A 21,148-nucleotide genomic window follows, 5' to 3' on the forward strand; every position below is an offset into this window, starting at 1 on the left:
AAGGGGCGGGCGACCGACCACGAACCGGCCGTTCGGACGGGCGGCTTCCGGGGAACGACCGATGGCATGACGATCCCTCACCGCATGACCGGTACCGGCGACCACCACGTCCTGGTCCTGCACGACTGGTTCGGCACCAGCGCGGGCTGGGGCCCCTTCCTCGACTACCTCGACGGCAGGACCTTCAGCTACGCCTTCCTGGACTACCGCGGCTACGGCGAGCGCAAGGACGTCCCCGGCGCGTACACGCTCGCCGAGATCGCCTCCGACGCGCTCGCCCTCGCCGACCAACTCGGCTGGGAGCGCTTCTCCTTGCTCGGCCACTCGATGGGCGGCAAGGCCGCCCAGCAGGTGCTCGCCGAGGCGCCGCTGCGGGTGCGCAAGCTCGTCGGCCTGGCCCCGGTGCCGGCCGGGTCGTACCCGCTGGACGAGGCCGGCGAGTCGCTGTTCTACGGCGCCGCCGAGGACCGGGAGAAGCGCTACGCGATCCTCGACCTGGTCACCGGCCAGCGGGCCGGGCGGGTCTGGCTCGACCGGATGGTCGACCAGTCCCTGCGGCTGTCGACCACCGAGGCCTTCGACGGCTACGTCCGGGACTGGACGACGGCCGACCTGTCGGAACGGATCAGCGGGAACCCCGTCCCGGTCAAGGTGATCGTCGGCGAGCACGACCTCGCCCTGACCGCCGACGTCATGCGGGGCACCTGGCTCAGCCACTACCCCAACGCCGAACTGGAGGAGCTCGGCGGCAGCGGGCACTACCCGATGTACGAGACGCCGGTGTCCCTGGCGTCCGCGATGGAGGGCTTCCTGCACAACTGACGCGGGCGCTCGTCCGTTCGGGTGGCGGTCGCGGCGAAGGGCGGGATGTGTAGCAGGCTCCTCCCGACAGATCACCAGCCCATCGGCGGGGCCAGTACGCGGCCCTGCTCCAGGCGGGCACGCCGGGGTAGTCCGTATGATCCGGTGATCATGAGTGATGAGCAGCTCTGGCACCGCCTGGACCGCGTACGGCGCGAACACGGCCTCCTCACGCCCGGCGAGCTGATGGTCCTCGCCGACCACGGCGTAGCGGTGCTCGACCCGTTCTCAGCGCTCGTCTCCCGGCGGGTGACCCTGCGGGCGGGGACGGTCCTGTACCCCGGCGCGGTCGTCGAGTGCGACGAGTGGAGCAGCATCACCTTCGGTCCGGACATCGTCCTGTACGGCGGCGCACACGTCACCGCCGCCGACGGCGCTCGCATCGTGATCGGTCGCGGCTGCCTGCTCGGCGAGGGCGGCACCCGGATCAAGGCGGCGACCGACGATCTCGTCGAGATCGGGAGCGAGGTCAGGATCACCAACGGCGCCGAGCTGACCGGTAGTTGCCACCTCGGCGACGGCGCACAGATCCTCGGCCCGATCTCCGCCCGCGCGGTCGACCTCGCCGCCGGGCGGCCGTTCAGCCACCCCGACCCGGACGGTCGCGGCGGCGTCCTCAAGGGGTACGGCCGTGCCCATGGGGTTCGGGTCGGCACCGGCGAAGTCCTCAACGGCAACGGGGACTTCGAATCAGCGCGCGTCGAACGCCAGCGGACGTACCACCCGGAGGCCCCTCGGCTCACCCAGTAGCCACGCGCAGGCCGGGTCAGGTAGCGGGGGCCAGAGCGCCGAGGAGGGCGGCGCGGGCTCGGGCGGCGCCGGTGCGGGCGACAGCCGGGCTCGGAGTGGGCGGCGTTCGAGGGACGAGACCGGCGCAGGGGCGGCAGATACCGGGCCGGGGTACGGGGTCGCGGCACTCCGGGCATTCGGCTCGCGCAGGCGGGCCGGCGGCAGGCGTGCGGGGCGGCGGGAGTTTGCGCTTGAGGCGGTTGCGGAGGATGCCGACCGGGGAGTGCACGGGCTGCGGCAGGCCGTGGAGCAAGGCCTCGGCCAGGTCGGCCTCCGAGTGGCCCCGGGCCAGCCACTCCGCGACCAGGGGTGCGAGGGCCTGCGCCTCGGCCTCGCCGAGGCGCAGTCGGGGTTCTCGGCGGAGCACCTGGTAGAGCGTGGCGACCGCCTCCCGGATCTGCTCGTCCGGCTCGTCCGGCTCATCCGGCTCGTCCGGCTCGTCCGGCTCGTCCGGCTCGTCCGGCAGCTCGGTCAACTCGCCGGGGAGGGGGGTTACTTCTTCCGGGTTCTTTACTTCAGGGACGTCAGGGGGACCGGCATCGGGCTCACCGGCGTCCGGACGGGGGACACCCGGTGTCCGTTTGGCAGGCTGGGGCCTGTCGTAGACGTTCGCGACGGAGATGACCCTGCCGTCGGGCAGCCGGATCGTCTCGACCCGGTAGTACCCGGCGACCTTGAGCTCATTGAGCGCCCGGCGGATCGCGCCGCGCCCCTGCGGGCTGGTGTCGGCCATCTCCCGCGCGTCCTCGCGCCAGCCGTCGGGGCGGGAGAGCAGGTCCGTGAGGAGGCCTTTGGCGGTGTAGCTCAGGCGGCGGTCCTGGAGCAGACCGTTCGGAAGGACGGAGAAAAAGCGCCTGTGGACGCTACGATGAATCAGCATTGAGAGTTGCTGCTCCTGATGCCGGACCCCGGGGTGTTCCTAGCACCGCCGGGGTCGTCTCTTTTCTGCTTGCGCGACGGACCGTAACACGCTGATAGCAGCGAGTGTTAACAGGATTGACGGACAGTCAGCGCCCGAAGCACCTGGGGGCGCGCGGCAGTTGCCGTGCGCCCCCGTCAGCCGAGAGGGCGCCCAAAGGCATCGCTGGCTGGACGGGGAGCACTCGACGACGCCGAACGCTGGGGGCTGTCGTACACGTGCACATCGGAGCGGACCGTGCCGTCGGGCAGCCGAACCTCCTCGACCCGGTAGTACCCGGCCTTCGTCAGCTCCTTGATGGCCCTGCGGATCTCAGCGCGCTCCCGCGGGCTGGAGTTGATCAGGTCCTGCTCATCCTCGCACCAGCCGTCAGGGCGGGAGAGGAGATCCAGGAGGATGCCTAGGGCGGTGTAGCTCAGCCGACGATCCCGAAGAAGATCATTCGGAAGCGCGGAGGAAGGGCCCGCGTGGGCGCTGCGATGAATCTGCATGGAGAGTTGCCGCTCCTGATGCCGGGCCCCCGGGCGCTGCTGGCACCGCCGGGGCGCTCTCTTTCCCGATTGCACGACGGAACGTAACACGCCGGACGCGGTGGGTGTCGGCGAGATTCCGGTGAACCCGGCTTGACCTTGACCCAAGGTCAAGCCTCACGCTCATACCCATGACGACGAACACCAACGCGAAGCAGAACCCCAACTCCCGCTGGACCGGCATGATCCAGGTGGAGGACACGGCTCTGGCCGTCACCGACACCGGCGGCACCGGCCGGCCCCTCATCTACCTCAACGGCTCCTACTGCACCCAGAAGGAATGGCGGCACGTGATCGCCCAACTCGGCGGCGGCTACCGGCACATCACCTTCGACGAGCGCGCCCGCGGCAAGTCGAAGCGCTCGGCCGACTACTCCTTCGAGGCCTGCCTGCGCGACATCGACGCCGTCCTCGGCGCGACCGGCGCGCAGAAGCCGATCATCGTCGGCTGGTCCTACGGCGCGGCCCTCGCCCTGCACTACTCCACCCGCAACCCCGACCGCGTCGCCGGTGCGGTGATGGTCGACGGCGGCTACCCGTGGGACTACCTGGCCACCGTCGAGGGCGGCCGGGAGGCCGGCAAGGAGCAGATCCGCACCCTGTTCAAGCGCTTCGGCCCGCTGATGCCGCTGGTGCGCCCACTGGGCATGGCCGCCCGGATGTCGGCCGCCGAGCACGCCGAGATCAACATCGAGCTGAACGAGATCGTCGCCGCCGGCGACCCCGCCTTCGACCTCGTCTCCTTCCCGATGCGCTACGTCGTCGCCACCGGCGCCAGCCTCGGCGGCACCGCCGAGGGCCTGGCCGCGATGCGCGCAACGCTCGACCCGATCCTCGCCCGCAACCCCAACGTCCAGATCAGCGCCACCGTCCCGAGCAAGCACACCACCATCGTCCGCAAGGACTTCCGCGCCATCGCCACCGCCGTCCGCGAGGTTGCCGCCATGACGGGCGGTGCGGTCAACTGACCGTATGACAGACGGTGTGACCATCAGCCAGGCCGCGGCCTTCGCCGGCGTCACGGTGAAGACCATCCGGCACTACCACAAGAACGGCCTGGTCGAGGAGCCCGAGCGCGACCTGTCCGGCTACCGCCGCTACGGAACGGCTGAACTGCTGCGGCTGGTGCAGGTGCGGACCCTGGCCGGGGCGGGGGTGCCGCTGGCCGAGGTCGGCCCGATCCTGGACGCCGACCCGGACGAGTTCGCGGCCTCCCTCGTCGAGGTCGAGGAGACCCTCAGCAGCAAGATCGACGAGCTGATCGCCCGACGCGAGACCCTGCGCCAACTCGCCCACGGGGACAAGGTCCTGTTGCCGAAGCGCGCCCTGGCCCTGCTGGACCGGATGCCCGGGCTCGGATTCTCCGCCGACGACATCACGACCGCCCGCGAGGCCCTGATCCTGGTACGGGCCCTGATGCCCGAGGGTTTCGACGAGTACCTCGCCCAGATCGAGCACGGCCTCGACGACCCCAAGCACGTCGCCATCGTCAAGATGACCTGGGCCGCCGGGAATTGGGACCCGGAAGACCCGCGGATCGAGGAACTCGCCACCGAGGTCGCCGAGCACTTCATCGCCGACCCCTCCCTGATGCCCACCCTCTCCGGCCTCCAGGAGCGGGAGGACGGCGACACCCGCAAGGAACTCCTCACCCACCACGGCGAGGACCAGCGGCCGGGCTGGACCCGGCTGACCACGCTCATCGAGCAGAAGGTGCGGGCGGCCGGCGTCGACATCCACTGAGGTCGCCGCGATCTACCGGTCCACCTTCGCGGCGGTGAACGGCTGGACCGACGAATCGAGTTCGGCGGTGATGGCGGCGCGAAGCGCGTCGTGGGTGGGGCCGAGGTCGTGCTGCGGATCCCCCCAGTGGGTGGGCGGGTAGAGCCAGACGGGCTTCTGCACCAAGTGCTCGGGCTCCCAGTCGTAGCGGGGCCAGATGTGGGTGTGCAGGAACGGGTCCTTGTTGCCGAGGATCTCGATGTTCACCCGGCGGAAGGCCGGATCGGCGGCACGGCAGGCCCGTTCGACGGCCTCGCCGAGGCGGTCGAGGTCGGAGAGGTACGCGAGGCGGCGCGGGCGGGGCAGGTCGGTGAGCCGTTCCACGCCCGGCGTGTCGGTGAGCAGAACCGAGTAGCCGGGCAGGAACTGAACGTCTCCGATGACGGCGAAGCCGGCATCCAACTGCCGTAGCACGGTGGGGTTCTCACCGCGCAGTGCCGTGCCGATGCGGTCGGCTCGCCAGCCGGCTGTCACGAACCGAACTCGCCGTCGCGGACGGCGGTGACGAAGGACTGCCAGGCGGCCGGGGTGAAGCGGAGGCGCGGGCCCTCGGGGTCCTTGGAGTCGCGGACCGAACCGGGGCGGGCGTCGTCAACTTCGATGCAGTTGTTGTTGTCTCCGCCGCTGTAACTGCTCTTACGCCACTGCTCTCGGTGCATTCGCGTGGTCCTCCGCCGCCGATTCGATCAGGGCCAGGGACGCCTCCGGCGACAACGCGGCGGCCCTGACGAGATCGTAGGCCAGGGAGCACCTGGCGACCAGCGCCGGATCGTCCATCAGGCCGCCCCACTTCGGGCCTTCGACGTAGGCCATCGGCGGCGCGTCGTCGAAGGTCATCAGGCAGAGGGACCCGTCCATCAGCGCGTGCGCACCCGCCGCGAGCGGGACCACCTGAATGATCGCCCTACGGCTGCGGATCAACTCGGCCAGATACGTCAACTGGCCGGACATCACGGGCGCACCTCCGACCGGACGCCGCAGGATCGCTTCGTCCAGGACTGCCCAGTACTGCAGCGCACTGTTGTCGAGCAGTTCGGATCGGCTCACTCGGAGTGCGACCATCGGCTCGATCTCCACCGGCTTCCGGAGCGGGTGAGATGCCTCGAACACAGCACGCGCGTAGCCGGGCGTCTGCATCAGACCCGGAACGAGGAGCGGCGAGAACTCGCTGATCGTCACCGCCGACGACTGGAGTTCGGCGGCATCGATGAAGTAGTCCTCGTAGCGCGACGCCTTACGCACCATCTCGTAGATGCGCTGGAAGTGTCCGTCCGTCTTGAGCACCCTGTCCAGGTACTCCGACATGTCCTTCTGCGGATTGCGGATGGCCGCCTCGATCTGCCCGATGTACGCGCCCGAGCAGAACACCAGCTTTCCCAGCGCCTCCTGGGTCAGCCCGGCCGCCTCGCGGAGCCTCTTCAGCTCCTCGCCGTAGAACCGGCGCGGCGCGTCCGTCGGGCCGAGAGCCTTCGCCATGGGTGCCACTCCCCTTCAACGAGACCGTTGTCGGGATCGACGATAAGCACCCATGGCGACGGAGTCGACACAAACAGTGACCTTGTAGGGATCAGATTCCGAGGCCGCGAATGATCAGATCCATCAGCGCGAAGCAGAACAGCGAAATGCCCACGAACCCGTTGGTCTGGAAGAACGCCCGGTTGAGCTTCGACAGGTCGTTCGGCTTCACGATGGTGTGCTCGTACGCGAACGCGCCCGCGACGACCACGAGGCCGATCCAGAACGCCGCTCCGGCATCCGTCAAGAACGCGAACCAGCCCAACAGAAGCGTTGTCAGGACGTGGCACACGCGCGCGCCCCAGATCGCCGCCGGGATGCCGAAGCGAGCCGGCACCGAGCGCACCTTGCCGTGGCGGTCGGACTCGACGTCCTGGCAGGCGTAGATGAGGTCGAAGCCGCCGATCCAGATGCCGACCGCCACGCCCAGGACCACGGCCTCCCAGGACCAACTGCCCGTCACCGCGAGCCAGGCGCCCACCGGGCCCATCGCCTGGGCGACGCCCAGGATCGCCTGCGGGAAGTCGGTGAACCGCTTGCCGTACGGGTAGACCACCATCGGCACCACGGCGACCGGCGCGAGCGCCAGGCACAGCGGGTTGAGCATCGCCGCCGCACCGAGGAAGACCACCAGGGCGACGGCCGACCCGACGTACGCAGTCTTCAACGAGACCGCGCCGGTGACGAGTTCACGCCCCGCCGTGCGCGGGTTCCGGGCGTCGATCTCGCGGTCGATGATCCGGTTGGCGGCCATGGCGAAGGTACGAAGCCCGACCATGCACACCGTGACGATGAACAACTGCCCCCAGTGCACCCGCTGGTCCGCCTGGAACATCGCCGTCAGTGCGGCGATGTAGGCGAAGGGCAGGGCGAAGACCGAGTGCTCGATCATCACCAGGCGGAGGAACGCCTTCGTGCGCCCCGGGGTCTCAACTGCGGCCGTGCTCACAGCCCGTACTCCTTCCAACGGCGCGAAACCAGCGCGGCCGTCGCCGGGTCCGAGGAGACCATCTCCGGCCAGCCGCCGTCCCGGGTGTAGCCCTCCTCCGGCAGCTTCCTCGTCGCGTCGATGCCCGCCTTGCCGCCCCAGAACTGCTGGTAGGAGGCGTGGTCGAGGTGGTCGACCGGGCCCTCGACGACGGTGAGGTCCCGGCTGTAGTCGACGTTGCCGAAGGCCCGCCAGGCGACTTCCTGGTAGTCGTGCACGTCGCAGTCGGCGTCCACCACGATGATCAGCTTGGTCAGCGACATCATGTGGGCGCCCCAGATGGCGTGCATCGTCTTCTGGGCGTGCTTGGGGTACTTCTTGTCGATCGAGACGATCACGCAGTTGTGGAAGCCGCCGGCCTCGGGCAGGTCGTAGTCGACGATGTCCGGAATGATGATCTTCAGCAGCGGCAGGAAGAAGCGCTCGGTGAACTTGCCGAGCGGGCCGTCCTCCGTAGGCGGCCGGCCGACCACGATCGACTGCAGGATCGGACGGCGGCGCATCGTCACACAGTCGATCTTGAGTGCCGGGAAGGGCTCCTGCGGGGTGTAGAAGCCGGTGTGGTCGCCGAACGGGCCCTCGGGGAGCATCTCCCCGGGCTCCAGCCAACCCTCCAGCACCACTTCGGCGTCGGCCGGGACCTGGAGCGGGACGGTCTTGCAGTCGACCATCCGCACCCGCTCGCCCGCGACGAAGCCGGCGAAGAGGTACTCGTCGATGTCCCCGGGCAGCGGGGCGGTGGCCGCGTAGGTGACGGCGGGCGGGCAGCCGAAGGCGATCGCGACCGGGAGGCGCTCACCTCGTTTGGCCGCCACGGCGGCGTGGTTGCGGCTGTCCTTGTGGATCTGCCAGTGCATCCCGATGGTCCGGCGGTCGTGCCGCTGGAGCCGGTAGAGGCCGAGGTTGCGGATGCCGGAGTCCGGGTCCTTGGTGTGGGTGAGGCCCAGGTTGAAGAAGGAGCCGCCGTCCAGCGGCCAGGTGAAGAGGGCGGGCAGCTCGTCCAGGTTGACGTCGTCGCCGGTGAGCACGACCTCCTGGACCGGGGCGTCACCGGACTTCACGTGCCGGGGCGGGACGTGCGCCATCGAGGCGAGCTTGCCGAAGGCGTCCCGGAAGCCGGTGAAGCCCTGCGGCAGCTCGGGCTTGAGCAGGCCGGCGATCTTCTCGGAGATGTCGTCCGGGCCCTTGAGGCCGAGCGCCTTGGCCAGTCGGCGTTCGGTGCCGAAGACGTTCATCGCCAGCGGCATCGACGAACCCTTGACGTTCTCGAACAACAGCGCCGGGCCCTTGGCCTTCTGCACGCGATCGACGATCTCGCCGATCTCCAGGTGGGGGTCCACCTCCGCCTTGATGCGCTTGAGATCGCCCTCGCGGTCGAGGGCCCGGAGAAACGAGCGGAGATCGTCGTATGCCATGCCTGTCAGTATCCGCCACCCGATAGCCTGGCTTGCGTCAAGGGCCCCGCGAAGGCGCCCGCCGCTACCGCCGTCGCCGGGGGGAGATCGCAGCCGTGCTGAGGATTCTTCTGACCATCGTCCTTCCGCTCGCGCTGTGGGTGGGGGCGTTCATCGACTGCCTGGTCGCGCCCGAGGGCGAGGTGAAGCACCTGCCGAAGCCGATCTGGCTGATCATCGTGCTGCTCTTCCCGCCGCTGGGCCCGATCGCCTGGCTGGTGGCCGGCAAGCAGCGCGGGTTCCTGCGGGCCGGCGCGCCCGGCGGCCACCCGGGGCAGCCGCCCGGCGCCGCGCGCCGCGGGCGTCCGCTGGCACCGGACGACGACCCGGAGTTCCTCGCCTCCCTGAAGGGCGACCCGGTGAAGGCCGGCGACGCGGAGACCGGCGGCACCCCGAAGGACGACTCCTTGAAGAGGAGCGACAAGGAGCACGAGGACATGCTCAAGCAGTGGGAGGCCGATCTGCGCCGCCGCGAGGAGGAGCTGCGCGGCAAGGACGAGCCGGAGGACGGACGAAAGAGCTGATCGGAGCGGTTGGACCGTTCGCTCGGACAGCCCACCCGGGGCCTCTCGGGTGGGCTTCGGTGTTTTTGGCGCTTCCCTACGACTGCGGGCCCTCTAGCACGAGTCGGCCCCACCGGGACGCCGGACTTAAGCGGCACTTGACCGGCGCCCAAGATGTGCCGCCTACATTGTTGAGAGACAGCCCTGACCTGCACTTTTCTTCATGCTCAGATCATCGGACCATCATCTGCCCGGCAACTCCCAGTATTCGAACAGATACCGAGCGCTGAGACCTTGGCCCGACCGCTTCTGTACAGCCCTGACAGCTAAACGAACTCGACCTTGTACGGAATCGACGCCGAAACCAGCGCACGGCCCCTCGTACAGTCATAAGTGAAGAAAGTGATTCGCAGCTGGGGGCACAGCAGACGTTGGCTGTCGGACAGTTCCCTCACCCTTGGAGTGGTTCGAGATGACGGTTGTGCATGAGGCGCCGGTCGGCGGCGAGGTCCCCGCGGTCCCGGCCGACGCCCGCGGGCGAGTCGCCGAGCTGCACGAGCTCCGCGAGAAGGTACGGCGCGGCCCCAGCGAGAAGGCCACCGAGGCCCAGCACGCGAAGGGCAAGCTGACCGCCCGCGAGCGCATCGAGCTGCTGCTGGACGAGGGCTCCTTCCGCGAGGTCGAGCCGCTGCGCCGGCACCGTGCCCAGGGCTTCGGCCTGGAGGCCAAGAAGCCGCACACCGACGGTGTGATCGTCGGCTGGGGCACCGTGCACGGGCGCACCGTGTTCACCTACGCGCACGACTTCCGGATCTTCGGCGGCGCGCTGGGCGAGGCCCACGCGCAGAAGATCCACAAGATCATGGACATGGCCATCGCGGCCGGTGCGCCGCTGGTGTCGCTGAACGACGGCGCCGGCGCCCGCATCCAGGAGGGCGTCACCGCCCTGGCCGGGTACGGCGGCATCTTCCAGCGCAACACCAAGGCGTCGGGCGTCATCCCGCAGATCTCGGTGATGCTCGGCCCTTGCGCCGGTGGCGCCGCGTACTCGCCGGCGCTGACCGACTTCGTCTTCATGGTCCGCGAGACCTCGCAGATGTTCATCACCGGCCCGGACGTGGTCCAGGCGGTGACCGGCGAGAAGATCAGCCAGAACGGCCTGGGCGGCGCGGACGTGCACGCCGGGGTCTCGGGCGTCTCGCACTTCGTCTACGACGACGAGCAGTCCTGCATCGAGGAGGTCCGCTACCTCCTGTCGCTGCTGCCGCAGAACAACCGCGAGATGCCGCCGTCCGTCGCGACCGAGGACCCGGTCGAGCGGCGCAACGACAGCCTGCTGGACCTGGTGCCCGCCGACGGCAACCGCCCGTACGACATGCGCAAGGTGATCGAGGAGATCGTCGACCACGGCGAGTACCTGGAGATCCACGAGCGCTGGGCGACCAACGTGCTGTGCGTGCTGGCCCGGGTCGACGGCCACGTGACCGGCATCATCGCCAACCAGCCGCAGTCGCTGGCCGGTGTGCTGGACATCAACGCCAGTGAGAAGGCCGCGCGCTTCGTCCAGATGTGCGACGCCTTCAACATCCCGCTGCTCACCCTGCTGGACGTGCCGGGCTTCCTGCCCGGTGTCGACCAGGAGCACGGTGGCATCATCCGGCACGGCGCCAAGCTGCTGTACGCGTACTGCAACGCCACCGTGCCGCGCATCTCGCTGATCCTGCGCAAGGCCTACGGCGGCGCCTACATCGTCATGGACTCCCGCTCCATCGGTGCGGACCTGTCCTACGCCTGGCCGACCAACGAGATCGCGGTGATGGGTGCCGAGGGCGCCGCCAACGTCATCTTCCGCCGCGAGATCAACGGCGCCGAGGACCCGGACGCCATGCGCGCCCAGAAGATCAAGGAATACAAGAACGAGCTGATGCACCCGTACTACGCGGCCGAGCGCGGCCTCGTGGACGACGTCATCGACCCGGCCGAGACCCGCCAGGTGATCGCCGCCGCCCTCGCGATGCTCCGCACCAAGCACGCCGACCTGCCGAGCCGCAAGCACGGCAACCCGCCGATGTAGCACCCGCACGACGTACCACCCGTACGACGCAGCACGCAGCAGGCCTTCCGAGCGACACCACAAACCACTTTTCACCGGGGGAGAAACCAGGACATGACCGCTTCCGCCGAACCCCTCGTCCACATCGTCCGCGGCAGCCTCTCCGACGAGGAACTCGCCGCCCTCACCGCAGTGCTGATGGCCCGCGCGGCCACCGCGCAGCAGGGCGCCGCCATCGTGCCGATCGAGCCGATCGCCAGCTGGCAGCGGCTGGAGCGCCGCCCGGCCTACTACTCGCCGGTCAGCTGGCAGCAGGCCGCCTGACGGTCCGGAGTCCTTCCGACGGCCGGTCACCCCACCCGGGTGGCCGGCCGTCGGGCGTACCCGGGCCGTGCGCGAGCCGTGCGCGCCTGAGCGTGGCCGGGAGCGGCTGAGTGGCCGAGCGCGCCTGAGCGTCGCCGAGCCCGGCCGAGCATGGCCGAGCGCGCCTGAGTGCGGCGGATCAGACCCGGTAAGCCGGGCAGCGCTCCGCCGCCACCAGGGCGGGCAACGCGGCCGTCCAGAGCCGGCGGACGGCCTCCGGGGCGGGCCGGCCGAGCCCCTCGGCGGCCAGCAGCACCTGGCCCGCCACCACCGAGCTGAGCAGTTCGGCGCAGGCCCACCGGTCCACCCCCGGGCGCAGTTCGCCGGCCTCGGCGGCGCGGTCCAACAGCCGGTGGACGACGGCGGTGAGGCTGCGCCAGGTGGCGTCAGCGGGCTGGGCGTCCGGGGCGCCGGCCGGGCGCGGGCCCGGGCGGCCGAGCCGGACGCCCGCCCGGACCACGACGTCCTCGCGCAGCAGTCGGGCCAGCTCCTGCGAGAGGTCGATCAGCCCCTGGACGGCCGGGCCGTCCGCGCGCAGGGCGCGCAGCGCGGCCGAGCCGATCTCCCGCCCGGCGGCGGCCCGTACGCCGTCGGCCAGGGCCTGTTTGGAGACGAAGTGGAAGTAGAGGGCGCCCTTGCTCACCCCGGCCCGGCGGCTGATGTCGACGAGGCTGGCGGCCTCGTAGCCGACTCGGGCGAAGGCGTCCGCCGCGGCGAGCAGGACGGCCTGCCTGGTTCGCCCCGCGCGTTCCTGCTTGACCACTGGCCCCTCCGGACTCGGCCGGACGCGTTCCCCGCCCCGTCCGGCTGCTGTCGGCGCGCCCTCGGTGGGGGGCGTCGCCTCACATGCGGACGACCTCAGCCAAAACCGCATAGTTGGTATGTATTCTAGCGCCCTTGTCGACCCCGCCGTCCAGCGGGGACCGCACCCCGCCCAAGGTCTGCCCTCCCCGTTTCGGGCATTCCCGCAGCCCAGCGGCCGGGTAGCGTGGTCGGGCCGGGCGTTGCGGCCGGGGCGACCCCGACCGCAGAACACAAACCGGGGGGTATATATCTTTTGCTGTGGGGCGTCCGTAGCGGCCGCTCGACCGACACCCTGGAGCGGGGCCAGTCATGCCATTGATCGTAGAGCCGGACGCCGACGGCCCGTACGCCCACCCCGGCTCCGCCACCCTCCCCAACCAGGGCTACGACTTCCACGACCGGACCGTCTCCCGGCACCTGGTGCACCGCGCCTCGGTGTCCGAGGTCTTCCTCACCGGCTGGCAGGCCACCGGCCCGTACGACTTCCTGCTCGGCGCCCAGTGGCCCCGACTGCACGGCTTCTACCGGCTGCCCGGGGACCGCTACCACGACCCGGTGCTGGTGGCCGAGACCGTCCGGCAGGCCGGACTGCTGATCGGCCACGCCGGCTTCGGGGTGCCTCGCGGACACCACTTCGTCCTGGAGGACCTGGGCTACTCGCTCGGCGAGGCGGGCCTGGCGGGCCTCGCCGTCACCGCCGGGCCGGCCTCGCTGATGCTGACCGTCGGCTGCGAGGACGTCCGGATGCGGCACGGCCGGCTGGCCTCGATGCGGGTGCACGCCGAGATCACCCGGGACGGCCGGCGGATCGGCCACGGCTCCGGACAGCTGCGGGTGATCACCCCCGCCTCGTACGAGCGGCTGCGCGGGCCCGGGCGGCAGGCCGTCGTCCCGCCGCGGCCGCCGGAGCCCGCCGCGCCCGAACTCGTCGGCCGGGCACAGCCCGCGGACGTGGTGCTCAGTCCGACCCTACGGCCGGACACCTGGCTGCTGCGGGCCGACGCCGGGCACCCGGTGCTGTTCGACCACGAGCTGGACCACGTCCCCGGAATGCTGGTGCTGGAGGCCGCCCGGCAGGCCGCCCAACGGCTGCACCACCCCGAGCCGGTGGTACCGGTCGAGCTGGTGACCTCCTTCGACCACTACATCGAGCTGGACCGGCCCTGCTTCGTCCGGGCGGTGCGCGAGCAGTCGCCGGACGGCCGGCGCACGCCCGTACTGGTCCGGCTGGTCCAGGACGGGCGGACGGCGGCCGAGTGCCGGCTGCTCACCGAACCGGTCGACGGCCCGCGGGTGCCGGTCCGGCGGGACGCCTTCGACGGCCGCCCCGCCACCCCGGGCCTCGGCAGCACCCGGCTGCCGCTGGCGAGTTGATCAGGGCTCGCCCCTCGGGTCCTTGCCGGGTCCGCCGAGACCCGAGGGGCGGACCCTCCCCCGTTACGCCGCCACCAGCGCGGCCGGCCGCCGCCCGGCGTGCATCACGCTGAGGTTGGCTGCCAGCCGGACCGGATCCTGGGCCAGCCAGAGCCGCAGCGCCGCGCCCAGTGCCGCGCTGGCCGACTCGATCCGGACGTCGGTGATCTGGGCGATCCGGGCCGCGCCGGGCACCAGCAGGTCGGCCAGGGCGGTCGGCAGCCAGACCGTCAGGGCGCACGGCGCGGGCGTGGCGAGGGCGCTCAGCAGCCGGTAGGCGTCCCCCGGCGCGCTGAGCGTGGGGATGATGTCCAGCAGAGCGTCGGCCACCACTTCGGAAACGTCGCTTCGGTGTCCCTGGGCGAGCCGGCGGAGCAGCAGTTGCTCGGCGGCGGTGATTCGGACGGTCAGCATGACCTCGTCGCACTCCATTGCGCGATTTCCTCCTCGTTCCTCCCCGCACCGGCACGGACGGCCGGCACGAACTACCCCTGTTGCACCTCGGCCCGGCCACCTCCTGCGGAAAGCCGGGCCGGTGGGTGGGTGCCCCCCGGTCAGATCCCCGCGTAGGAGTGCTTGCCGGTGACGAAGATGTTCACGCCGTAGTAGTTGAAGAGCCAGCAGGCGAAGGCCGCCAGGGCCAGGTACGCGGCCTTGCGGCCCTTCCAGCCGGCCGTCGCACGGGCGTGCAGGTAGCAGGCGTAGGCGACCCACGTGATGAACGACCAGGTCTCCTTCGGGTCCCACTCCCAGTACTTGCCCCAGGCCGCCTCGGCCCAGATCGCGCCCGCGATGATGGTGAACGTCCAGAGCGGGAAGACCAGGGCGTTGATCCGGTAGGACAGCTTGTCGAAGGTCGAGGCGGCGGGCAGCCGGCGCCAGATCGAGGCCGAGGTGCCCAGCGGGCCGGTGGTCAGGCCGGCCGCCATGCGCCTGTCGAAGGAGTCCTTGCCGAGGTACAGCAGCGTGGCGATGAACGCCGCGTAGAAGGCGCCGCCGCAGATGATCGCGGTGGAGACGTGGATCGCCAGCCAGTACGAGTGCAGCGCCGGGACGAGCTGCTCGGAGTCGGTGTACAGCACCTGCGTCGCGATGCCGAGCGTCAGCAGCACCGCGACGGTGACCGGCAGGCCGAGCCAGCGGACGTTCTTCTTCGCGGCCAGCAGCACCAGGTACGCGGCCGTCATCGCGAAGGCGAAGGCGCAGGAGAACTCGTACATGTTGCCCCACGGCCAGCGGGACACCGACAGGCCGCGGGCGACGATGCCGCCGCCGTGCAGCAGCAGCGCCAGGACGGTCAGCGAGACCGCGATGCGGCCGGCCAGGTCGGCCTTCTCGCTGGTGCCCGCCGCGCCCGGACCGTCCACGTCGTCCTCGCCGCGACCGCCGGTGACGACGGTCGCGCCCTCGCCCGCCAGGACGGTGCGGGTGAGCGTGGTGGTGCCGCCCTTCGCCCCGGCCACGGTGACGGTGACCTGCTTGGCGGCCTTGGGCTCCGCGGCGGCGACGGTCTCGGCCAGGTTGCCCGACTGTTCCTTGGAGCGGACGGCGACCGCGCCCTTGCTACCGAACGTCCACTCGAACATGTGGGCGAACATGGCGATCGTGTAGACCGCCATCGCCGAATAGATCAGCTTGTTGGAGAGGTCGGCCAGCTGTGGGTCGACCCCCGAGGCGAGATGCACCGTCTACTCCTTGGAGTTCTGGTCGGCAGGGGCTGTGGGGTCTTCTGCTGCGTGATCTTCTGGTGCCCGGTCGTCTTCCCCGGGTGCGGATCCGTTCCCGTCCTCGGCCGCCGGGGTCTCCTCCTCGGCCGCCGGGGCGTCGTCCTCGGATGCCGGGGCGTCGTCCTGGAGGTCAACCGCCAGTTCGGCCAGCTCCTCGGCGATCTTCGCCGACTCGCTGCGGCCCAGACCGGCGAGCTCCACCTGGGTGCCGCCGCCCGGCAGGGCCACCGCCCGCACCCAGATCCGGCGGCGCTGGATGAACAGCGAGCCGATCAGGCCGAGGATCGCCAGGACGGCGCCGGTCAGCGCGATCGCGTTGCCCGGGCGGTGCGAGACGTTGAAACTCGCCCACTGCTTGTAGCCCTCGAAGGTGACGCTGCCGTAGCCGTCCGGCAGGGTCCAGCCCTGGCCGGGCTTGAGCCGGGCCTTGGCGGGCTGGTCGTCCACCTTCATCTGGGTGAGCTTGCGGGTGTTCAGCTGGTAGATGTTCTGCGGCAGGCCGGAGTCGGTGCCGAGGTCGCCGGAGAAGGCGTTCAGCACCAGCTCGGGCTCGGCGTCGCCGGGGAACAGCGAGACCGGGCCGGTCCCCGCGAAGCTCACCGGCGCCGTCGGAAGGAAGAAGCCGGAGAAGCCCAGCTGGGTCTTGTTGCCGTCCGGGCCGATGCCGTAGTCGGAGACCTTCACGACGCCGGTCGAGGTCAGGTTCGCGTCCTGCGGCAGGAACGGCACGACGTCGTGGTAGACCACGTCGCCCTTGCCGTTGCGGACGGTGATGACCGGGGCGTAGCCGTGGCCGATCAGGTAGACCTTGCTGCCGCCGATCTCCAGCGGGTGGTTGACCTCGATCGTGCCCTTCTTGAGCTTCGACTCGTCGCCGCCCTGGTAGTACTCCACGTTCGCGGTGAACTGCCGGGCGGCGCCGATCTGGTCGCCCTGGTTCTGGAACTTCGAGGTGAAGTCGTCGAGCTTCAGGTAGAAGGGGTCGAGGTCCTGGTTGTTGTAGAACCGCGTGCCGGTGAAGTCGTCGAGCTGGGTGATGGTGTTGGAGTAGCCCTGGCCCTCGACCATCAGCTTGCCGCCGGTGCCGGAGGCCAGGCTCGCCCACGCGAAGCCGCCGAGCAGCGCGAACAGCGACAGGTGGAACAGCAGGTTGCCGACCTCGCGCAGGTAGCCCTTCTCGGCCGCCACCGCGCCGCCGGACAGGTTGGCCCGGAAACCGCGCTTGCGCAGCAGCCGGTGGGCGGCGGCGTTCACCTTCTCGGCGTCCGCCTCGGTGCGCCAGGCCGCGTGGACCGGCATCCGGGTCAGGTTGCGCGGCGCGGCCGGCGGCTGGGACCCCAGCACGCCGACGAACTGCCAGGTGCGCGGGATGATGCAGCCGGCCAGCGAGATGAACAGCAGGATGTAGATCGCGGAGAACCAGACCGAGCTGTAGACGTCGAACAGCTGGAGCTTCTCGTAGATCGGCGCGACCGTGGTGTGCTGCGCCTTCCAGGTCTGCACCTTGAACTGGTTCTGGCCGTTCTGCGGGATCAGCGAGCCCGGGATGGCGGCCAGCGACAGCAGGAACAGCAGGATCAGGGCGACCCGCATCGAGGTCAGCTGGCGCCACATCCAGCGCGCCCAGCCGAACGGCCCTATGCCGGTCGGGCCCTCGGACTCGACCGGCGCGGTGCTGAGCCGCTCGGCGGCGGCGTCGTCCGGCGCCGGGGGCAGCTCGGTCTCGGTCGTGGTCTTGCTCACGGTCAGATTCCGATCGAGGAGTCGGCGGTCCAGGACTGCAGTTCGCTCATCCAGGAATCCCAGATCCCGGTGACGAGCAGCAGACCGACCGCGACGAGCATGCCGCCACCGATCCGCATGACGAGCGGGTAGTGCCGCTTGACCCACCCGAACGCACCCAGCGCCCGGCGGAAGGCGACGGCGGCCAGGATGAACGGTACGCCGAGGCCCAGGCAGTAGAAGGTCATCAGCAGGGCGCCGCGCTGGGCGTCGGCCTGGTTGAGCGCCAGGTTCGAAACGGTTGCCAGGGTCGGACCCATGCACGGCGTCCAGCCGACCCCGAACACCACGCCGAGCAGCGGCGCGCCGAGCAGGCCTATCACCGGACGGCGGTGGGTGCGCACCTCGCGCATGCTCAGCCCGGGCACCAGGCCCATGAAGGCCAGCCCCATGACGATCGTCACCGCGCCGAGCACCATCGAGATGACCCGCTGGTGCTCCTTGAGCGTGCCGCCGAACTGGCCGAACAGCGCCCCGCTGGAGACGAAGACCGCGGTGAAGCCGAGGATGAACAGCACGGCCCCGAGCAGCATCCGCCCCCGCCGGGCCCCGCGCGCGTCGGCGAGGTCGGCGGCGGAGAAGCCCGTGACGTACGAGAGATAGCCGGGGACGAGCGGCAGCACACAGGGCGAGAAGAACGAGACCAGGCCCGCCGCCACCGCGATCGGGGCGGCCACCAGCAGCGCCCCGCTCTGCAGGGTCGCGGTGTTGTCGGCGAGCTGGAGTGGCGCACTCACTGCTTCTGCTCCGCGACCACCGGCTGGAGGATCGACTCCAGCGCGTCCTCGGTCGTACCGCCGACGGCGCGGGCGGCCAGCTTGCCGTCGCGGTCGACGATCAGGGTGGTCGGGATGGACTGCGGGTTGAGGCTGCCCTTGGGGAACTTGAGCAGCTGGGTCCCGGCCGGGTCGAAGATGCTCGGGAAGGTGACGCCCTGCTCCTGCTCGAAGCGGACGGCGTTGCGCGTGTCGGTGTCCCGGGTGTTGATGCCGAGGAACTGGACGCCCTGGTCCTTGTACTTCTCCGAGACGGTCTGCAGGCTCTTCGCCTCGGCCCGGCACGGCCCGCACCAGGAACCCCAGACGTTCAGCACCACGACCTTGCCGCGGTAGTCGGAGAGCTTGGCCTGGTTGCCCTCCAGGGTCTCCCCGGTGATGTCCGGCGCGTCCCCGCGCTTGCCGACGTCCGCCTTCGACAGGTTGGTGCCCTTGACGGTGACGAAGCCCACCTGGCCTTCGCCGCTGCTCGACGAGCCCGAGGAGGAACAGCCGGTGAGGACGAGCGCAGCGGCGGCGACGGTGGCAGCGGCTGCGGCGACACGGGGACGGGGGCGCGTCATGGCAGACATGTGAAAAGTTTCGCATGGAGTTCCGGGCAGGTTCGCCGGGGTCCTGCCTTGCGCGCCACACCCCCTCTGACCTGCAACGGAACCGGGCCACCCGGCGGTTGCCGGGTGGCCCGAAGTCATACTTACCCAGGGCTTACGCGCGGTCGCGGATGCTCGTACGCGCGGTGCCGCGGGCGCCGGCTCCGGAGCCGGCGCAGGCTCAGGCTCCGAAGCTCTTGCCCACCGGCTTGCCCTTGCCGCCCTTGCCGACCAGGTGTGCCGGCAGCAGGTCGCGGGCCGGCTCGCGATAGCCGACCGAGACGATCCGGTCGCCCTCGAACGTGAAGCTGGTCAGCGAGGCCAGCGAGCACTGCCGACGGCGCGGGTCGTGCCAGAGCCGGCGGCGCTCCACGAAGGAGCGGACGATCCAGACCGGCAGCTGGTGGCTGACGCAGACCGCCTCGTGCCCGCGGGCGGCGTCCCGGGCCGCGCCGAGCGCGCCCATCATCCGCACCACCTGGTCGAGGTACGGCTCGCCCCAGGAGGGCTTGAACGGGTTGGTGAGGTACTTCCAGTAGCCGGGGTTGCGCAGCGAGCCGTCGCCGACACCGAAGGTCTTGCCCTCGAAGACGTTCTCCGCCTCGATCAGCCGCTCGTCCACCGCGATGTCCAGGCCGTGCGACTTGGCGATCGGCGCGGCGGTCTCCTGGGCGCGCTCCAGCGGGGAGGCCACCACGTGGGTGATGTCCCGGCCGGCCAGGTCCTCGGCGACCCGCTCGGCCATCTCCCGGCCCAGCTCGGACAGGTGGTAGCCGGGCAGCCGCCCGTACAGGACGCCCTCCGGGTTGTGCACCTCGCCGTGGCGCATCAGGTGGACGACGGTGATCTCTTTGGCGCTCACTTCTCAACTGCTCCTGGGGCTCGGGGTGGACTGGGCCGTGGCGGCTAGACCGTGGCGGCGGCAGCGGCGCGCGCGGCGGCCGGCAGGGCGGCGGCGATCCGCTCGATCGCCCGCGCGTCGTGGGTCGCCGAGACGAACCAGGACTCGAAGGCGGACGGCGGCAGGTAGACGCCCTCGGCCAGCATCGCGTGGAAGAAGGCGGTGAAACGGTACGCCTCCTGGGTCCGGGCCTCGTCGTAGTTGGTGACCGGGGCCTCGGTGAAGAACACCGAGAACATGTTCCCGGCGGTCTGCAGGCGGTGCGCCACGCCCTCCTTGGTGAGCGCCTCGGAGACCAGGCCGGAGACCTCGGCGGCGACCTCGTCCACCGTCGCGTACACCTCGTCGGTGCAGCCGCGCAGCTGGGCCAGGCCCGCCGCGGTGGCGACCGGGTTCCCGGACAGGGTGCCCGCCTGGTAGACCGGGCCGGCCGGGGCCAGGTGCGCCATCACGTCGGCGCGACCGCCGAAGGCCGCGGCCGGGAAGCCGCCGCCCATGACCTTGCCGAAGGTCAGCAGGTCCGGCGCCCAGCCCTCGTTCGCCGCCTCCAGGCCGTACCAGCCGGCCTTGGAGACGCGGAAGCCGGTCATCACCTCGTCGGAGATGAACAGCGCGCCGTTGTCCCGGCAGAGCCGGGCCAGGCCCGCGTTGAAGCCGGGCAGCGGCGGGACGACGCCCATGTTGCCGGGCGAGGCCTCGGTGATCACACAGGCGATCTCGCCCGGGTGGGCGGTGAAGGCCTGCTCGACGGCGGCCAGGTCGTTGTACGGCAGCACGATGGTGTCGCCGGCCTGGGCACCGGTGACACCCGGGGTGTCCGGCAGGCCGAAGGTGGCCACACCGGAACCGGCGGCGGCCAGCAGCGCGTCCACGTGACCGTGGTAGCAGCCGGCGAACTTGACCACCTTCGCGCGGCCGGTGAAGCCGCGGGCGAGCCGGATCGCGGACATGGTGGCCTCGGTGCCGGAGGAGACCAACCGGACCTGCTCGACCGGGGCGACCCGGGAGACGATCTCCTCGGCCAGCTCCACCTCGCCCTGGCCGGGCGTGCCGAAGGAGGTGCCGTTGGCGACGGCCCGCTGGACGGCGTCGATCACGGCGGGGTTCGCGTGGCCGAGGATCATCGGACCCCACGAGCACACCAGGTCGACGTACTCACGGCCGTCGGCGTCGGTGAGGTAGGGGCCGGTGCCGGACACCATGAAGCGCGGCGTGCCGCCGACCGCGCGGAAGGCGCGCACCGGGGAGTTGACGCCGCCGGGCGTGACCACGGAGGCGCGATCGAAGAGCGACTGGGACTGGGGGGCTTCGTAGGGGTAGCTCACGGGAGACATGGTCTCAAATCGTGTCCTTGAGCTCTGCATGCCCGACCCGATCATCTGGAACGATGATCCGGGC

23 protein-coding genes are annotated in these 21,148 nt (G+C 70.6%); 8 read left to right on the forward strand and 15 right to left on the reverse strand.

Annotated elements, in window-relative coordinates:
* Positions 1-66 precede the first annotated feature (66 nt).
* A complete protein-coding gene (locus ACFQ87_RS00920; RefSeq protein WP_380608379.1) occupies positions 67-822 on the forward strand; it encodes an alpha/beta fold hydrolase in 756 nt (251 codons plus the stop codon).
* Positions 823-972: 150 nt separating this feature from the next.
* The gene (locus ACFQ87_RS00925) at positions 973-1,611 is read left to right on the forward strand and encodes a hypothetical protein (RefSeq protein WP_380608380.1); all 639 of its coding nucleotides are present in this window, start codon (positions 973-975) and stop codon (positions 1,609-1,611) included.
* Between the two features lie 16 nt (positions 1,612-1,627).
* On the opposite strand, the gene ACFQ87_RS00930 is transcribed toward ACFQ87_RS00925, so the two are convergent.
* Positions 1,628-2,530: a hypothetical protein gene (locus tag ACFQ87_RS00930; RefSeq protein WP_380608382.1), complete on the reverse strand. Its 903-nt coding sequence runs from the start codon at positions 2,528-2,530 to the stop codon at positions 1,628-1,630.
* A 176-nt stretch (positions 2,531-2,706) separates the two neighbouring features.
* Positions 2,707-3,060 (reverse strand): hypothetical protein, encoded by a 354-nt coding sequence (locus ACFQ87_RS00935; protein WP_380608383.1) that lies wholly within the window; start codon positions 3,058-3,060, stop codon positions 2,707-2,709.
* Positions 3,061-3,230: 170 nt separating this feature from the next.
* Here ACFQ87_RS00935 and ACFQ87_RS00940 point away from each other — a divergent pair, with 170 nt between their 5' ends.
* Together ACFQ87_RS00940 and ACFQ87_RS00945 are read left to right on the forward strand one after the other, a co-directional pair.
* Complete coding sequence (locus ACFQ87_RS00940; protein WP_380608384.1) at positions 3,231-4,067, forward strand: alpha/beta fold hydrolase; 837 nt, start codon at positions 3,231-3,233, stop codon at positions 4,065-4,067.
* 16 nt (positions 4,068-4,083) lie between these two features.
* Entirely contained in the window at positions 4,084-4,842 is a 759-nt protein-coding gene (locus ACFQ87_RS00945; RefSeq protein WP_380608385.1) for a MerR family transcriptional regulator, read from the forward strand.
* Between the two features lie 12 nt (positions 4,843-4,854).
* Here the strand turns inward: ACFQ87_RS00945 and ACFQ87_RS00950 are convergent, their stop codons facing one another.
* The 5 genes from ACFQ87_RS00950 to ACFQ87_RS00970 form a co-directional block, all read right to left on the reverse strand.
* Positions 4,855-5,355, reverse strand: coding sequence for an HIT family protein (locus ACFQ87_RS00950; protein WP_380608386.1), 501 nt, complete (start codon positions 5,353-5,355; stop codon positions 4,855-4,857).
* On the reverse strand, positions 5,352-5,540 hold the full coding sequence (locus ACFQ87_RS00955) for a DUF397 domain-containing protein (RefSeq protein WP_380608387.1): 189 nt from the start codon (positions 5,538-5,540) through the stop codon (positions 5,352-5,354). Before ACFQ87_RS00955 ends, ACFQ87_RS00950 begins: the two co-directional genes overlap by 4 nt.
* Positions 5,518-6,357, reverse strand: coding sequence for a Scr1 family TA system antitoxin-like transcriptional regulator (locus ACFQ87_RS00960; protein WP_380608388.1), 840 nt, complete (start codon positions 6,355-6,357; stop codon positions 5,518-5,520). Before ACFQ87_RS00960 ends, ACFQ87_RS00955 begins: the two co-directional genes overlap by 23 nt.
* Positions 6,358-6,448: 91 nt before the next feature.
* Positions 6,449-7,345 (reverse strand): menaquinone biosynthesis prenyltransferase MqnP, encoded by an 897-nt coding sequence (gene mqnP / locus ACFQ87_RS00965; RefSeq protein ID WP_380608389.1) that lies wholly within the window; start codon positions 7,343-7,345, stop codon positions 6,449-6,451.
* Positions 7,342-8,799 (reverse strand): menaquinone biosynthesis decarboxylase, encoded by a 1,458-nt coding sequence (locus tag ACFQ87_RS00970; RefSeq protein WP_380608390.1) that lies wholly within the window; start codon positions 8,797-8,799, stop codon positions 7,342-7,344. The genes mqnP and ACFQ87_RS00970 overlap by 4 nt, the downstream gene beginning before the upstream one ends.
* A gap of 95 nt (positions 8,800-8,894) precedes the next feature.
* Between ACFQ87_RS00970 and ACFQ87_RS00975 the strand changes: the two genes are divergently transcribed.
* The 3 genes from ACFQ87_RS00975 (at position 8,895) to ACFQ87_RS00985 (ending at position 11,718) form a co-directional block, all read left to right on the forward strand.
* Positions 8,895-9,362 (forward strand): PLD nuclease N-terminal domain-containing protein, encoded by a 468-nt coding sequence (locus ACFQ87_RS00975; protein ID WP_380608391.1) that lies wholly within the window; start codon positions 8,895-8,897, stop codon positions 9,360-9,362.
* A 451-nt stretch (positions 9,363-9,813) separates the two neighbouring features.
* Complete coding sequence (locus tag ACFQ87_RS00980) at positions 9,814-11,415, forward strand: acyl-CoA carboxylase subunit beta (protein ID WP_380608392.1); 1,602 nt, start codon at positions 9,814-9,816, stop codon at positions 11,413-11,415.
* 93 nt (positions 11,416-11,508) lie between these two features.
* Positions 11,509-11,718, forward strand: coding sequence for an acyl-CoA carboxylase subunit epsilon (locus ACFQ87_RS00985; RefSeq protein WP_380608393.1), 210 nt, complete (start codon positions 11,509-11,511; stop codon positions 11,716-11,718).
* Between the two features lie 178 nt (positions 11,719-11,896).
* Here ACFQ87_RS00985 and ACFQ87_RS00990 read toward each other — a convergent pair whose 3' ends face one another.
* Complete coding sequence (locus ACFQ87_RS00990; protein WP_380608394.1) at positions 11,897-12,520, reverse strand: ScbR family autoregulator-binding transcription factor; 624 nt, start codon at positions 12,518-12,520, stop codon at positions 11,897-11,899.
* A gap of 350 nt (positions 12,521-12,870) precedes the next feature.
* Here ACFQ87_RS00990 and ACFQ87_RS00995 point away from each other — a divergent pair, with 350 nt between their 5' ends.
* Complete coding sequence (locus ACFQ87_RS00995) at positions 12,871-13,935, forward strand: ScbA/BarX family gamma-butyrolactone biosynthesis protein (RefSeq protein ID WP_380608395.1); 1,065 nt, start codon at positions 12,871-12,873, stop codon at positions 13,933-13,935.
* A 63-nt stretch (positions 13,936-13,998) separates the two neighbouring features.
* On the opposite strand, the gene ACFQ87_RS01000 is transcribed toward ACFQ87_RS00995, so the two are convergent.
* From ACFQ87_RS01000 to hemL, 7 genes are all read right to left on the reverse strand, one after another.
* Positions 13,999-14,406 carry a hypothetical protein gene (locus ACFQ87_RS01000; RefSeq protein WP_380608396.1) on the reverse strand — a complete coding sequence of 136 codons (408 nt, stop codon included), beginning with the start codon at positions 14,404-14,406 and terminating at the stop codon, positions 13,999-14,001.
* A gap of 122 nt (positions 14,407-14,528) precedes the next feature.
* Positions 14,529-15,659 (reverse strand): c-type cytochrome biogenesis protein CcsB, encoded by a 1,131-nt coding sequence (gene ccsB, locus ACFQ87_RS01005; RefSeq protein WP_380608397.1) that lies wholly within the window; start codon positions 15,657-15,659, stop codon positions 14,529-14,531.
* A 3-nt stretch (positions 15,660-15,662) separates the two neighbouring features.
* Complete coding sequence (locus ACFQ87_RS01010) at positions 15,663-17,450, reverse strand: cytochrome c biogenesis protein ResB (protein ID WP_380608722.1); 1,788 nt, start codon at positions 17,448-17,450, stop codon at positions 15,663-15,665.
* Positions 17,447-18,220, reverse strand: a complete 774-nt coding sequence (locus ACFQ87_RS01015) for a cytochrome c biogenesis CcdA family protein (protein WP_380608398.1) — start codon at positions 18,218-18,220, stop codon at positions 17,447-17,449. The genes ACFQ87_RS01010 and ACFQ87_RS01015 overlap by 4 nt, the downstream gene beginning before the upstream one ends.
* Positions 18,217-18,831 carry a TlpA family protein disulfide reductase gene (locus ACFQ87_RS01020; RefSeq protein ID WP_380608399.1) on the reverse strand — a complete coding sequence of 205 codons (615 nt, stop codon included), beginning with the start codon at positions 18,829-18,831 and terminating at the stop codon, positions 18,217-18,219. The genes ACFQ87_RS01015 and ACFQ87_RS01020 overlap by 4 nt, the downstream gene beginning before the upstream one ends.
* Positions 18,832-19,030: 199 nt before the next feature.
* The gene (locus ACFQ87_RS01025) at positions 19,031-19,678 is read right to left on the reverse strand and encodes a histidine phosphatase family protein (RefSeq protein WP_380608723.1); all 648 of its coding nucleotides are present in this window, start codon (positions 19,676-19,678) and stop codon (positions 19,031-19,033) included.
* 77 nt (positions 19,679-19,755) lie between these two features.
* The gene (gene hemL / locus ACFQ87_RS01030; protein ID WP_380608400.1) at positions 19,756-21,084 is read right to left on the reverse strand and encodes a glutamate-1-semialdehyde 2,1-aminomutase; all 1,329 of its coding nucleotides are present in this window, start codon (positions 21,082-21,084) and stop codon (positions 19,756-19,758) included.
* Between the last annotated feature and the right edge of the window lie 64 nt (positions 21,085-21,148).

Origin of the sequence: Kitasatospora sp. NPDC056531, assembly GCF_042794375.1 — a bacterium.
Lineage (GTDB): Bacteria > Actinomycetota > Actinomycetes > Streptomycetales > Streptomycetaceae > Kitasatospora.